Raw genomic sequence first — 14,082 nt, forward strand, 5'->3', positions numbered from 1 at the left:
CGGAGTGTCAGTCGATACATTCTTGACTGATCCACCGCATTCGCGAGCAAGCCCGCTCCCACAGTTGGTTTTGCAGGGTTGTTTAAGAGGCGATCAATTGGCGCAGCACGTAGTGCAGGATGCCCCCCGCCTTGAAGTACTCCACCTCATTCAGCGTATCGATCCGGCACAGCACCTCGACCTTCTCGCTGCTGCCATCTTCCCGGGTAATCACCAGCGTCAGGTTCATGCGCGGCTCAATCTCGGCATCCGTCAGGCCGAGGATGTCGATCTTCTCCTTGCCGGTCAGCTTGAGTGACTTACGGTTCTGATCCAGCTTGAACTGCAGCGGCAGCACGCCCATACCCACCAGGTTGGAGCGGTGGATGCGCTCGAAGCTCTCGGCGATCACCGCCTTGACGCCCAACAGGTTGGTGCCCTTGGCCGCCCAGTCGCGGCTGGAGCCGGTGCCGTATTCCTGGCCGGCGATCACTACCAGCGGGGTGCCCGCTGCCTGGTATTTCATCGAGGCATCGTAGATCGGCATTTTCTCGCCGGTAGGGATGTACAGCGTATTGCCGCCTTCCTCGCCGCCGAGCATTTCATTGCGAATGCGGATGTTGGCGAACGTGCCGCGCATCATCACTTCATGGTTGCCCCGGCGTGAGCCGTAGGAGTTGAAGTCACGCGGTTCCACGCCCTGCTCGCGCAGGTAGCGGCCGGCAGGGCTGTCGGTCTTGATGTTGCCGGCGGGGGAGATGTGGTCGGTGGTCACCGAATCACCGAGCAGGGCCAGCACGTTGGCGCCCTTGACGTCCTTGATCACCGGCAGCGGGCCGGCAATGTCGTCGAAGAACGGTGGGTGCTGGATGTAGGTGGAATCTTTCTGCCACACATACGTTGCCGCCTGCGGCACCTCGATCGCTTGCCACTGTTCGTCGCCGGCGAACACTTCGGCGTATTCCTTGTGGAACATACTCGTGCTGACCTGCGCTACCGCGTCGGCGATTTCCTGGCTGCTGGGCCAGATGTCCTTGAGGTACACCGGCTTGCCGTCCTGATCGTTACCCAGTGATTCGCTGCTGATATCGATGCGCACGGTGCCGGCCAACGCATACGCGACCACCAGCGGTGGCGAGGCCAACCAGTTGGTTTTCACCAGCGGATGCACGCGGCCCTCGAAGTTGCGGTTGCCCGACAGCACCGAGGCGACGGCCAGGTCGGCTTTCTGGATGGCTTTTTCGATCGGCTCGGGCAAGGGACCGGAGTTGCCGATACAGGTGGTGCAGCCGTAGCCGACCAGGTCGAAGCCCAGCTTGTCGAGGTAGTGGGTCAGGCCGGCTGCCTTGTAGTAGTCAGTGACCACCTTGGAGCCGGGCGCCAGCGAGGTTTTCACCCAGGGTTTGCGCGTCAGGCCCTTTTCCACGGCCTTTTTCGCCACCAGGCCGGCGGCCATCATCACGCTGGGGTTGGAGGTGTTGGTGCAGGAGGTAATCGCGGCGATCACCACCGCGCCGTTTTTCAGGCGGTAGGTCTGGCCGTCGTATTCGTAGTCGGTTTCGCCGACGAGGTCGGCATTGCCGACGGCGACACCGCCGCCGCCTTCACTTTCCAGGCGGCCTTCTTCCTTGTTGGTCGGTTTGAATTGCAGGTCGAGGAAGTCGCTGAAGGCCTGGCCGACATTCGGCAGGGACACACGGTCCTGCGGGCGTTTCGGCCCGGCCAGGCTGGCTTCGACGCTGCCCATGTCCAGCGCCAGGCTGTCGGTGAACACCGGTTCCTGGCCAGCGTTGCGCCACAGGCCCTGGGCCTTGGTGTAGGCCTCGACCAGCTTGACGGTTTCTGCCGGACGACCGGACAGGCGCAGGTAGTCCAGCGTCACCTCGTCCACGGGGAAAAAGCCGCAGGTGGCGCCGTATTCCGGGGCCATGTTGGCGATGGTCGCGCGATCAGCCAGCGGCAGGTCGGCCAGGCCGTCGCCGTAGAACTCGACGAACTTACCGACCACGCCTTTCTTGCGCAGCATCTGGGTGACGGTCAGCACCAGGTCGGTGGCAGTAATACCTTCTTTCAATTTACCGGTGAGCTTGAAGCCGATCACTTCCGGGATCAGCATCGACACGGGCTGGCCGAGCATCGCCGCTTCCGCCTCGATACCGCCCACGCCCCAGCCGAGCACGCCCAGGCCGTTGATCATGGTGGTGTGCGAGTCGGTGCCCACCAGGGTGTCGGGGAACGCATAGGTGCGGCCGTCCTCATCTTTGGTCCACACGGTGCGGCCGAGGTATTCGAGGTTGACCTGGTGACAGATACCGGTGCCAGGCGGCACCACGCTGAAGTTGTCGAAGGCGCTCTGGCCCCAGCGCAGGAAGGCGTAGCGTTCGCCGTTGCGCTGCATCTCGATGTCGACGTTCTGCTCGAACGCACTGGTGGTACCGAACTTGTCGACCATCACCGAGTGGTCGATGACCAGGTCCACGGGCGACAGCGGGTTGATGCGCTGCGGGTCGCCACCGGCCTTGGCCACGGCGGCGCGCATGGCTGCCAGGTCGACTACGGCGGGGACCCCGGTAAAGTCTTGCATCAATACTCGGGCGGGGCGGTACTGGATCTCGCGGTCGGACTTGCGCTCTTTGAGCCAGGCGGCGATGGCCTTCAGGTCGGCGCCGGTGACGGTCTTGTCGTCTTCCCAGCGCAGCAGGTTCTCCAGCAGCACTTTGAGGGACATCGGCAGCTTATCCAGGTCACCCAAGCTCTTGGCGGCTTCGGGCAGGCTGAAATAGTGGTAGGTTTTTGCGTCGATCTGCAGGGTCTTAAGGGTTCTCAGGCTATCAAGGGATGACATTACATGACTCCTTATGGTCCGCACGGCTACGGACCTGACGGGACGAACAGAGCTTTCAAACTAGCCCTGTTTTCAGTAGCTGGCTAATTACTGGACTCTATGGACAGAACCAAGGTTCCGAACTCGGCTATCATGCGCGCGTTTTCATGACAGGCCTTGCGCTACAGCAAGCGTGTTACCAGGAGAGTTGATGAACACCCTTTTTATGCACTGCCGCCCGGGTTTTGAAGGCGAAGTCTGTTCCGAGATCGCGGAACACGCCGCGCGCCTGAACGTTTCCGGCTACGCCAAGGCCAAGACCGGCAGCGCCTGCGCCGAATTTGTCTGCACCGAAGAAGACGGCGCCCAGCGCCTGATGCACGGCCAGCGCTTTGCCGAGCTGATCTTCCCAAGGCAGTGGGCGCGCGGGGTGTTCATCGACCTGCCGGAAACCGACCGCATCAGCGTGATCCTCACCCACCTGCGCGAGTTTCCGGTGTGCGGCAGCCTGTGGCTGGAGATGGTCGACACCAATGACGGCAAGGAACTCTCCAACTTCTGCAAGAAATTCGAAGTGCACCTGCGCAAAGCCCTGCTCAACGCCGGCAAGCTGGTGGACGACCCGAGCAAGCCGCGCCTGCTGCTGACCTTCAAGAGTGGCCGCGAAGTGTTCATGGGCCTGGCCGAGTCGAACAACTCGGCAATGTGGCCGATGGGCATCCCGCGCCTCAAGTTTCCGCGTGAGGCGCCCAGCCGCTCGACCCTGAAGCTGGAAGAGGCTTGGCACCACTTCATCCCTCGCGACCAGTGGGATGAACGCCTGCACGGCGACATGACCGGCGTCGACCTCGGCGCAGCGCCCGGCGGCTGGACCTGGCAACTGGTCAATCGTGGCATGCTGGTGACCGCCATCGACAACGGCCCGATGGCCGAAAGCCTGATGGACACCGGCCTGGTGCAGCACTTGATGGCTGACGGCTTCACCTTCGTGCCCAAGCAGCCGGTGGACTGGATGGTCTGCGACATCGTCGAAAAGCCGGCGCGTAACGCAGCCCTGCTGGAAACCTGGATCGGTGAAGGGCATTGTCGCGAGGCGGTGGTCAACCTGAAGTTGCCGATGAAGCAGCGCTACGCCGAAGTGAAGCGTTTGCTGGAGCGCATCGAAGACGGCTTCAAGGCGCGTGGCATCCGCGTGGAGATTGGCTGCAAGCAGCTGTACCACGACCGCGAGGAAGTGACGTGCCACCTGCGTCGGTTGGTCGATGTAAAGAAATCTAAAGGCCGCTGAGATCAAAGGCAGGCGCTGGCTTGCCGGCGAAAGCGGTATAACGGTCGAAATTTATGTTGAATGTGCCCCGTCATCGCGGGCAAGCCCGCTCCCAGAGTGGAGCAGGCTGGATTTAGGAGTAAATGATGAATCAGTCTGTTGATTTGCCTGTCGACGCGACCTTGGACGCCACCGGCCTCAACTGCCCGGAGCCGGTGATGATGCTGCACCAGCACATCCGCGACCTGCCGGCCGGCGGCTTGCTCAAGGTCATCGCGACCGACCCGTCGACGCGTCGCGATATCCCCAAGTTCTGCGTGTTCCTCGATCACGAACTGGTGGATCAGCAGGAGCAGGCCGGCACGTACCTCTACTGGATCCGCAAGAAGGCCGATTAACCCCGCGCCTTGTCCAGGCGAATGCGCCGGCGTGCACTGCGCGCCAGGCGCACCAGCAACATCCCCGCCGCACAGCTCAGGCCGACGATCAGCCCCTGCCACAAACCGCTCGGGCCGCTGGGTTCGCCGAGCCAGTTGGTCAGGCCCAGCGCATACCCCACCGGCAGCCCCACGCCCCAATAGGCAAACAGCGTCAGCACCATGGTCACGCGGGTGTCCTGGTAACCCCGCAGGGCGCCGGCGGCGGTGACCTGGATCGAATCCGAGAACTGGAACAGCGCCGAGAACACGATCAGCGTCGAAGCCAGGTGGATCACGATCGGGTCCGGGGTGTAGATCGTCGCGATCTGCTCGCGGAACACCAGCATCAGGCTGCAGGACAGGCAGGCATACGCCAGCGCCGTGCCCATCCCGACCCCGGCGGCGAAGCGCGCTTCACGCGGCTCGCCGCGCCCCAGGGCCTGGCCGACGCGCACGGTGACGGCCATGCTCAGGGAGTAGGGGATCATGAACACCAGGGAGCTGACGTTCAGGGCGATCTGGTGCCCGGACACCACCGTGGCACCCAGGCTGCCGATCAGCAGCGCGATCACCGCAAAGATGCTCGATTCGGCGAAGATCGCGATACCGATCGGCAGGCCGATCCCCAGTACGCGCTTGATCACCGCCCACTGCGGCCAGTCAAAGCGCGTGAACAGCTCACTGCTCTGGTAGGCCGGGCCCCAGCGGGTCCAAACGGCCAGGCCGAGCATCATCACCCACATTGCAATCGCCGTGGCCCAGCCGCAGCCCACGCCGCCCATGGCGGGCACGCCGAGGTGGCCGTAGATGAAGATGTAGTTCAGTGGAATGTTCAGCGCCAGCCCGCACAGGCCCATGACCATGCTCGGTCGCGTGCGGCCCAGGCCATCGCTGAAACAGCGCAGCACGTAATACAGCGCAATGGCCGGCATGCCGGCGGCGATGCCGTGCAGGTAGCCCATGGAGGGCTTGATCAGGTCGGGCTCGACCTTCATCGCGTGCAGGATCGGTTCGGCGCAGAGCAGCAACAGGGCCGCGCTGATGCCGACCACCACCGCCAGCCACAGCGATTGGCGCACCAGCGGGCCGATCTCGCTGAACTGCCCGGCACCGTAGCGCTGGGCAACTTTCGGCGTGGTCGCCAGGAGCGTACCGGTCATCAGCAGGTACACCGGGATCCAGATCGAGTTGCCCAGGCCCACTGCCGCCAGGTCCTGGGGGCTGACGCGCCCGGCCATCACCGCATCGACAAAACTCATCGCGGTGGTGGCCAGTTGGCCGATCATGATCGGCAGGGCCAGCGTCAGCAGGCCGCGCACTTCCCGGCTGATGCGGGCGGGGCGGGTAAGGGGAGCGGTGGCAGTGTTCACGTACAAATGTCCAGTCGAGCAGCGCAAGGACGGCGGATTCTACGCCTTGACGCAACGGTCAGGAAAAAACCTGTGTTAGCGATTTGTAAGCGACGGCTGTGATGCCTGTACACTGCTGATCCGCCAAAGGAGCCTGCCATGTTGATTGTTGCCGACGAAAATATCCCGCTGCTCGATGCATTCTTCGAAGGGTTTGGCGAGATTCGCCGCGTGCCCGGCCGTTCCATCGACCGCGCCACGGTCGAGCAGGCCGACGTGCTGCTGGTGCGCTCGGTGACCAACGTCAACCGTGCGCTGCTCGAAGGCAGCAACGTGCGCTTCGTCGGCACCTGCACCATCGGCACCGACCACCTGGACCTGGAGTATTTCCGGCAGGCGGGCATCCAGTGGTCCAGCGCGCCGGGCTGCAATGCGCGCGGCGTGGTCGATTACGTGCTGGGCAGCCTGCAGACGCTGGCCGAGATCGAAGGCGCCGACCTTAACCAGCGAACCTACGGTGTGGTCGGCGCCGGTGAAGTGGGCGGGCGGCTGGTCAAGGTACTCAAGGGCCTGGGCTGGAACGTGCAGGTGTGCGACCCGCCACGCCAGATTGCCGAAGACGGCGATTACGTCAGCCTGGAGCAGATTATCGAGCAGTGCGACGTGATCAGCCTGCACACGCCGCTGACCAAGTCCGGCAATGGCTCCACCTGGCACCTGTTCGACCGCCAGCGCCTCGAGCAGCTTAAACCGGGCACCTGGCTGATCAACGCCAGCCGCGGCCCGGTGGTCGACAATGCGGCCCTGCGCGAAGTCCTGCTGGCGCGCGAAGACCTGCAAGCGGTGCTGGATGTGTGGGAAGGCGAGCCGGAAGTGGACGTCGACCTGGCCGACCTGTGCGTACTGGCCACCCCGCACATTGCCGGCTACAGCCTGGATGGCCGGCAGCGCGGCACGGCGCAGATCTACCAGGCTTTCTGTGCCTACCTGGGCCAGGAACCGGTGATTCTGTTGAACGACCTGCTGCCAGCGCCCTGGTTGGCGGAGGTGCATTTGAACGCCTCCACCGATCCGGCCTGGGCCCTGGCCACCTTGTGCCGCAGCGTGTACGACCCGCGCCGTGATGATGCGGATTTCCGCCGTAGCCTGGTGGGCACCGTGGAAGAACAGCGCAAGGCGTTCGACCTGTTGCGCAAGGGCTACCCGGCGCGGCGCGAGATTGACGCGCTGAAGGTGCGTATCAATGGGGAATCTGCCGCGCTCTCGGCTATGGTCTCGGCCCTCGGCGCAGAATTGCTCTGACCTCGACTCGCGGGTCGCTCCTACAGGGTGGCGGGCATAAAAAAACCGGCCACGTGGGCCGGTTCTAAAAGAGCGTGGGCGCTTCAGCCTTGCTGGGCAGGCTTGACCAGTCGTTGTTCCAGCTCGCTGCAGGCTTGCTGGATCATCTCTTCGGTAATCTGCACTTCGCGGCCCGTGGCGTCGATGTACGAGCAAGGCAACTGTTGCGGTTGGCGGATCACTTCAATTTTGGCGTCGCTGCTGTTTTGCAAGGTCATGGCCTGTCTCCTCATCAGGTTGTGTACCTACTCTGAACCCCCCGCGTGACCAAGCTGTTACAACTCCTTGCACAGTCAGCGGTTCGAACACCCAGTCCACCAGAAACCACTGTGGATTTCCAGCCGGGCGTTAGACCGATAGCCTCTAGGGGCCAGCATCGGCGGGCATAATTAACCTGACTCATTGTTATTCGCGCAAGTTCCCCCCATGTAAGGACGCAGGTACCAACCCTTTCCGATCAGGTGATGCCCTCCATGTTCTCAGTCCGTCAACGCCGTGCAATTCGCCTGGCCAGCCGCTTCATCGCGCCGTACCGCTGGCAGGCCCTCGGTGCCCTGTTGGCGCTGATCGTTACCGCCGGGATCACCTTGTCGATGGGGCAGGGCATTCGCCTGCTGGTGGACCAGGGCTTCATGACCCAGTCGCCGCACCTGCTCAACCAATCCATCGGCCTGTTCATGGTGCTGGTAGTGGGCCTGGCGGTGGGCACCTTTGCGCGGTTTTACCTGGTGTCGTGGATCGGCGAGCGGGTAGTGGCTGACATTCGTCGCCAGGTGTTCAACCATTTGATCTACCTGCATCCCGGGTTCTACGAGAACAACCGCAGTTCGGAGATCCAGTCGCGCCTGACCACCGACACCACCTTGCTGCAATCGGTGATCGGCTCGTCGCTGTCGCTGTTCCTGCGCAATGCCTTGATGGTCATCGGCGGCATCGTGCTGCTGTTTGTCACCAACCCCAAGCTCACCAGCATCGTGGTGATCGCGCTGCCGCTGGTGCTGGCGCCGATCCTGATCTTTGGCCGCCGTGTGCGCAGCTTGTCGCGCCTGAGCCAGGACCGTATCGCCGATGTGGGCAGCTACGTCTCCGAGACCCTCGGCCAGATCAAGACGGTGCAAGCCTATAACCACCAGGTCCAGGATGAGCAGCGCTTTGCCGTCACGGTGGAGGAGGCGTTTACCACCGCGCGCAAACGCATCACCCAGCGCGCCTGGTTAATCACGTTGGTGATCATGCTGGTGCTCGGGGCCGTGGGCGTGATGCTCTGGGTCGGCGGCATGGACGTCATCAGCGGGCGCATTTCCGGCGGCGAACTGGCGGCGTTTGTGTTCTACAGCCTGATCGTCGGCAGCGCCGTCGGCACCCTCAGCGAAGTGCTCGGTGAACTGCAACGTGCGGCGGGTGCCGCCGAGCGGATTGGCGAGTTGTTGCAGTCAAGCAACGAAATCCAGGCGCCGTCCAGCGGCAGCGTGCAGTTGCCCGAACGCGTCAGTGGCCGGATGGAGCTGCAGGACTTGCGGTTTTCCTACCCGTCACGGCCGGACAGTTACGCGATCGATGGGCTGAGTCTGACTATCAATCCCGGAGAAACCCTGGCGTTGGTGGGGCCTTCCGGCGCGGGCAAGTCGACGATTTTCGACCTGTTGCTGCGTTTCTACGATCCCCAGCACGGCCGCATCCTGCTCGACGGCCATCCACTGACCGAACTCGACCCCCTGGACCTGCGCCGGCATTTCGCGCTGGTCTCGCAGAGCCCGGCGCTGTTTTTCGGCAGCGTCGAAGAAAACATCCGCTATGGCAACCCGACCGCCACGCGCGAGCAGGTCGAAGCTGCCGCGCGGATCGCCCACGCCCACGACTTCATCCTGCAAATGCCCGATGGCTACCAGACTCACCTGGGCGACGGCGGCATGGGCCTCTCCGGCGGCCAGCGCCAACGCCTGGCCATCGCCCGTGCGTTGCTGGTGGACGCCCCGATCCTGCTGCTCGACGAGGCCACCAGCGCCCTCGATGCGCAAAGTGAACACCTGATCCAGCAGGCCTTGCCGCAACTGATGCAGGGGCGCACCACGCTAGTGATCGCCCATCGCCTGGCAACGGTGAAACATGCGGACCGCATTGCCGTGATGGACCAGGGCAAGCTGGTGGCGGTGGGCACGCATCAGCAGTTGATTGCGAACAATCCGCTGTATGCGCGGTTGGCGGCGTTGCAGTTCAATGATGGGATTGAGGTTGCGAAAAACGAAGACTAGCTGGGGAGCAAGCGAGCAGGCTTGTATGTGGTGAGCAGGCTTGTTTGTGGTGAGCGGGCTTGTTTGTGGTGAGCGGGCTTGCCCCGCGTTGGGCTGCGTAGCAGCCCTAAAACCTGCTGCCTTGGTCTTCCAGTGGGAGTGAGGGAGGCAGCAGGCTTGTTTGTGGTGAGCGGGCTTGTCCCGCGTTGGGCTGCGTAGCAGCCCTAAAACCTACTGGCTCGGTCTTCCAGTGGGAGTGAGGGTGGCTTGGATGGGAGCGCTTCGCGCTCCAACGCGGGGCAAGCCCGCTCGCCACAACAAGCCCACTGAGTCCACAACAAGTACGCTGAATCCACAACAAACCCACTCAATCCACAATAAGCCAGCTCACCACGAACATGCCGGCTGGCCATAGTAATCCGGCTGATCGCGGGGCTTTCTTCAGTGTGAATCACTGATCATCAAAATACCGCTCATGCCAATCCACCAGCGGCTGTGGCGAGTTGAGCTTTTGCCCGTAGATCACCGAATAAGACAGCACGTTCTGCACGTACTGGCGGGTTTCGTCGAATGGAATGCTTTCCACCCACACGTCGAAACTCAGGTGGTCGGCACCCCGCAGCCATTGGCGCACGCGGCCGGGGCCGGCGTTGTAGGCGGCGGAGGCGAGCACGCGGTTGCCGTTGAACTGGCTGTGTACCTGGCTCAGGTACGCGGCGCCGAGCTGGATGTTCTTGTCCGGGTCCAGCACCTGGGCTGGTGAGGCCAGCGGGATGCTGAACTTGCGCGCGGTGTCCTTGGCGGTGCCGGGCATCAGTTGCATCAGGCCGCTGGCGCCGACGCCGGAGCGCGCGTCATCCATGAAGGCGCTTTCCTGGCGGGTAATGGCAAACACCCAGCTGGAATGCAGGCCACGCACCTTGGCTTCGCGCACCAGGGTGTCGCGGTGGGCCATCGGGAAGCGGATGTCCAGGTCGTCCCAGTACTGCGCCTGGCTGATGGTGCGAATCGCCGGGAAGTACCACTTCATGTCATAGGCCAGCTTGGCCTGGGCGACCATTTCGTCGCGGTTGAAGTGACGGCTGACGTGGTACCACTCGCGGCGCCCGTCGACCACCTGGCCACGTGCGTAGAACTCCAGCGCACGGCGCACGCCTGGGGTGTTGCGCACTTTGTTGACCAGCGCCTGGCTCATCAGCAGTGGCTTGTTCTTCAACTGATACGGGGCCTTGGAGCGATCCGCGGCGAGGAAACCATAGAAGTCGCGTTCCTGCGCGAGGTTCTTGTACAGCACCAGGGCTTGCGGGTTTTTCGGCTCGGCCAGTTCCAGGCTACGTGCCTGCCAGTAGCGCCAGCGGTTGGTGGTGGCCAGGTCCTGTGGGAGTTTGCGGGTCAGCTGGTAGGCATCTTCCCAGCGGGCCAGGCGCAACAGCAGGCGCAGACGCCATTCCGACACAGTGTTGTCGCGCAGCTCAGGGTCGTACTTGGTCATCACTTCAAGGGCGCGTGGGTCGAAACGCTTGGCCAGGGTCAGGCCGATCTCACGGGCGATTGCCACTTTTTCGTCACGGGAGAAGTGCATGCTGCTGGCATAACCGTCGAGCAAGGCCATGGCCTTGTCGGGATCCTGGCGCGCCAGGCGGCGAAGACCCAGCCCGACCGCGTCAGACATGGCCTCGTTGGCTGGCAGGAAACGTGACGGATCGCTGAGCATGTCGGGCTTTTGCGCCACGTCCACCATCAGGCGGCCCTGGGCGCCGAGGGTCGGCAGGGTTTTCACCAGGCTGTTGGCCAGCGCGTAGTTGCGGGCCTCGGCGGCCAGTTTGGCGCGGTCCCAGATCTTCTGTTCGGTGAGCTGGCCATCGGCGGCCCACTGGCCGAAGGTGGCGTCGCAGGCGGCCGGTTGGGATTTGCCGGTCATCCAGAGTTTTTCGGTGGTCTTGTACCCTTCGGCCTTCAGGTTGTGGGTGAGCTGGTACTGGCCGTGGAGGCAGTCCAGCTCGACGAAATTGAGCTTGGGGTCGTAGTACTTTTCAAAGGTCTGCCAGTCGCCACGGTCGGCGAGCCAGCGCAACCAGCGCAGCTTCATCCAGTTGGCCTGGGGCAGGTCGCCGTTCTTGGCGAGGAATTGTTCGATTTCCTCGTTGCTGGCGCTTTTCAGGCGCGCGGTCAGTTCGTCGTAGGCAAGGTAGGGCGTCAGCGGATAATCGGCCAGCGCCTGGCTGTATTGCATGTACGGGCCGGTATCGCCCTTGGCCAGCGCACGTTTGGCTTCATCGTAATATTGACGTTGGGTGGTGAGGTCCACGGCCTGGGCAGATTGAACGGCGGTGGCGGAAAGAAGCAGACAAGACAAGAAATTGAAAAGGCGACTGCGCATGAGACGTCCGTGCAGAGAAATCACGACTAGCACCGGCACCGCCGACACTGATTGCCCCTAGCTTAGCCTTTTGCCCGACGCCTACGAAAGCTTTGCCGGCCGGTTCGTTCAAGTTCGCCGCAAATGTCCTGCTGAACGTGTCAGCTGGGAAAATGCTGGCCGCATCCCCTCCTCAAGTCAGGTAGAATGCGCGCCCAGTTTTTGGAGAAGCGTATGACCCTGCTCAAATTCAGCGATGTGTCCCTTGCTTTCGGCGCTATGCCGTTGTTGGACAAGGTGTCCTGGCAGATCGCCCGTGGTGAGCGGGTGTGCATCATCGGCCGCAATGGCACCGGCAAGTCCAGCATGATGAAGCTGGTCAAAGGCGACCAGAAGCCCGACGACGGCTCTGTCTGGCGCGCCCCTGGCCTCAAGATCGGCGAATTGCCGCAGGAATTGCCGGTGGCCGACGGACGGACAGTCTTCGACGTGGTTGCCGAAGGCCTGGACGGTGTGGGCGCGTTGCTCGCCGAGTACCATCACCTGGCGCAGAACTGCGTCACCGAGGCAGACCTGGACAAGCTGATGCATGTCCAGCAAGACCTCGAAGCCCGTGACGGCTGGCGTTTGCAGCAACTGGTCGACAGCACCCTGAGCCGCCTGCAACTGCCGGCCGACAAGACCCTTGCCGAGTTGTCCGGCGGCTGGCGTCGCCGCGTGCTGCTGGCCCAGGCCCTGGTCTCCGAGCCGGACTTGCTGCTGCTCGACGAGCCAACCAACCACTTGGACATCGGCGCGATTGCCTGGCTGGAAGAAGCCCTCAAGGATTTCCAGGGCGCCGTGTTGTTCATCACGCACGACCGCTCCTTCCTGCAGAACCTGGCGACCCGCATTCTTGAGCTGGACCGTGGTGGCCTGATCGACTGGAACGGCGACTACGCCAGCTTCCTGGTGCACAAGGAGGCCGCCCTGGCCGCCGAAGAAACCGCCAACGCCTTGTTCGACAAGAAGCTGGCCCAGGAAGAAGTCTGGATTCGCCAGGGCATCAAGGCCCGCCGCACCCGTAACGAAGGCCGCGTACGTGCCCTCAAGGCCCTGCGCGTTGAGCGCAGCGAACGTCGCGAACGCACCGGCAAAGCCAATATCCAGCTGGATACCGCCGATAAATCCGGCAAGCAGGTGATGGTGCTGGAGAACGTCAGCTTCCATCACCCGGACGGCCCGTTCCTGATCAAGGACTTCTCGATGGTCCTGCAGCGCGGCGACCGCATCGGCCTGTTGGGCGCCAACGGTACCGGCAAGACCACCTTGCTCAAGCTGATGCTCAGCGGCCTGCAACCGACCAGCGGCACCGTGGAAGAGGGCACGCGCATCGACGTGGCGTACTTCGACCAGTTGCGTCACCAGTTGGACCTGGAAAAAACCGTGATCGACAACGTCGCCGAAGGTCGCGACTTTATCGACATCGACGGCCAGAGCCGCCACGTGCTGAGCTACCTGGGCGACTTCCTGTTCAGCCCGCAACGTGCCCGTACACCGGTGAAAGCCTTGTCCGGTGGTGAGCGCGCACGCCTGCTGCTGGCCAAGCTGTTCAGCAAGCCAGCCAACCTGCTGGTACTCGATGAACCGACCAACGACCTCGACGTGGAAACCCTCGAGCTGTTGGAAGAGGTGCTGCTGACCTTCAACGGCACTGTGCTAATGGTCAGCCACGACCGGGCATTCCTCGACAACGTGGTCACCAGCACCCTGGTCTTCGAAGGCGAAGGCAAGGTGCGTGAATACGTCGGTGGTTATCAGGACTGGCTGCGCCAGGGCGGCTCGCCGCGCCTGCTGGGCGTGACCGAGAGCAAGTCCGGCAAGGCCGACTTGACCTCCGCTGTGGTCGCGCCAGTGGCCGCTGCGGCACCCGTGCAGGAAACCGCTGCACCGGCGGCCAAGAAGAAACTCAGCTACAAGCTGCAGCGCGAGCTGGAAGCCTTGCCGGGTGACATCGATGCCAAGGAACAGCAGATTGCCGCCGTAGAAGCGGAAATGGCTGACGCGGGCTTCTACCTGCGTCCGGCAGCAGAGACGGCGAAGGTGATTGCTTCCCTGGAGACATTGAACCAGGAGCTGGAAGCGCTGGTTGAGCGTTGGGCCGAGCTGGATGCCTGAGTGATCTAGCTGCACTAAAAAAGCCCGGCGTTCATTCCTATGAGCGCCGGGTTTTTTATATGAAATGCGCTCCAAATGTGGGAGCGGGCTTGCTCGCGAAAGCGGTGTGTCAGTTACCAGATGCATCAACTGACAAAAAGCTTTCGCGAGCAAGCC

9 protein-coding genes are annotated in these 14,082 nt (G+C 62.9%); 5 read left to right on the top strand and 4 right to left on the bottom strand.

Annotation, left to right across the window (positions count from 1 at the left end; genetic code table 11):
- Positions 1-82: 82 nt before the first annotated feature.
- A complete protein-coding gene (acnA, locus tag QMX97_RS28690) occupies positions 83-2,824 on the bottom strand; it encodes an aconitate hydratase AcnA (protein ID WP_282398018.1) in 2,742 nt (913 codons plus the stop codon).
- A 190-nt stretch (positions 2,825-3,014) separates the two neighbouring features.
- Between acnA and rlmM the strand changes: the two genes are divergently transcribed.
- The gene (rlmM, locus tag QMX97_RS28695) at positions 3,015-4,091 is read left to right on the top strand and encodes a 23S rRNA (cytidine(2498)-2'-O)-methyltransferase RlmM (RefSeq protein WP_065902033.1); all 1,077 of its coding nucleotides are present in this window, start codon (positions 3,015-3,017) and stop codon (positions 4,089-4,091) included.
- Positions 4,092-4,216: 125 nt separating this feature from the next.
- Positions 4,217-4,468, top strand: a complete 252-nt coding sequence (gene tusA, locus QMX97_RS28700) for a sulfurtransferase TusA (protein ID WP_065902032.1) — start codon at positions 4,217-4,219, stop codon at positions 4,466-4,468.
- Here the strand turns inward: tusA and QMX97_RS28705 are convergent.
- Positions 4,465-5,859 carry an MATE family efflux transporter gene (locus tag QMX97_RS28705; protein ID WP_106804821.1) on the bottom strand — a complete coding sequence of 465 codons (1,395 nt, stop codon included), beginning with the start codon at positions 5,857-5,859 and terminating at the stop codon, positions 4,465-4,467. The two genes, tusA and QMX97_RS28705, sit on opposite strands and share 4 nt — an antisense overlap.
- Positions 5,860-5,997: 138 nt before the next feature.
- Between QMX97_RS28705 and pdxB the strand changes: the two genes are divergently transcribed.
- Entirely contained in the window at positions 5,998-7,140 is a 1,143-nt protein-coding gene (gene pdxB, locus QMX97_RS28710) for a 4-phosphoerythronate dehydrogenase PdxB (RefSeq protein WP_282398019.1), read from the top strand.
- A gap of 83 nt (positions 7,141-7,223) precedes the next feature.
- On the opposite strand, the gene QMX97_RS28715 is transcribed toward pdxB, so the two are convergent.
- Positions 7,224-7,397 carry a PA1571 family protein gene (locus QMX97_RS28715; protein ID WP_162946068.1) on the bottom strand — a complete coding sequence of 58 codons (174 nt, stop codon included), beginning with the start codon at positions 7,395-7,397 and terminating at the stop codon, positions 7,224-7,226.
- A gap of 246 nt (positions 7,398-7,643) precedes the next feature.
- Between QMX97_RS28715 and QMX97_RS28720 the strand changes: the two genes are divergently transcribed.
- Complete coding sequence (locus QMX97_RS28720) at positions 7,644-9,431, top strand: ABC transporter ATP-binding protein/permease (RefSeq protein ID WP_282398020.1); 1,788 nt, start codon at positions 7,644-7,646, stop codon at positions 9,429-9,431.
- 430 nt (positions 9,432-9,861) lie between these two features.
- On the opposite strand, the gene QMX97_RS28725 is transcribed toward QMX97_RS28720, so the two are convergent.
- Positions 9,862-11,790, bottom strand: coding sequence for a transglycosylase SLT domain-containing protein (locus QMX97_RS28725; RefSeq protein WP_106804818.1), 1,929 nt, complete (start codon positions 11,788-11,790; stop codon positions 9,862-9,864).
- A gap of 213 nt (positions 11,791-12,003) precedes the next feature.
- Here QMX97_RS28725 and QMX97_RS28730 point away from each other — a divergent pair, with 213 nt between their 5' ends.
- Positions 12,004-13,926 (top strand): ATP-binding cassette domain-containing protein, encoded by a 1,923-nt coding sequence (locus tag QMX97_RS28730; RefSeq protein ID WP_065902020.1) that lies wholly within the window; start codon positions 12,004-12,006, stop codon positions 13,924-13,926.
- Positions 13,927-14,082: the final 156 nt, after the last annotated feature.

Origin of the sequence: Pseudomonas sp. PS01298 (genome assembly GCF_029959745.1) — a bacterium.
GTDB classification, from domain to species: Bacteria; Pseudomonadota; Gammaproteobacteria; order Pseudomonadales; family Pseudomonadaceae; genus Aquipseudomonas; species Aquipseudomonas aylmerensis.

Bases quoted from the DNA above. Each gene is read 5' to 3' on its own strand.
- acnA (WP_282398018.1), bottom strand. From the start codon at position 2,824: ATGTCATCCCTTGATAGCCTGAGAACCCTTAAGACCCTGCAGATCGAC.
- rlmM (WP_065902033.1), top strand. From the start codon at position 3,015: ATGAACACCCTTTTTATGCACTGCCGCCCGGGTTTTGAAGGCGAAGTC.
- tusA (WP_065902032.1), top strand. From the start codon at position 4,217: ATGAATCAGTCTGTTGATTTGCCTGTCGACGCGACCTTGGACGCCACC.
- pdxB (WP_282398019.1), top strand. From the start codon at position 5,998: ATGTTGATTGTTGCCGACGAAAATATCCCGCTGCTCGATGCATTCTTC.
- QMX97_RS28715 (WP_162946068.1), bottom strand. From the start codon at position 7,397: ATGACCTTGCAAAACAGCAGCGACGCCAAAATTGAAGTGATCCGCCAA.
- QMX97_RS28720 (WP_282398020.1), top strand. From the start codon at position 7,644: ATGCCCTCCATGTTCTCAGTCCGTCAACGCCGTGCAATTCGCCTGGCC.
- QMX97_RS28725 (WP_106804818.1), bottom strand. From the start codon at position 11,790: ATGCGCAGTCGCCTTTTCAATTTCTTGTCTTGTCTGCTTCTTTCCGCC.
- QMX97_RS28730 (WP_065902020.1), top strand. From the start codon at position 12,004: ATGACCCTGCTCAAATTCAGCGATGTGTCCCTTGCTTTCGGCGCTATG.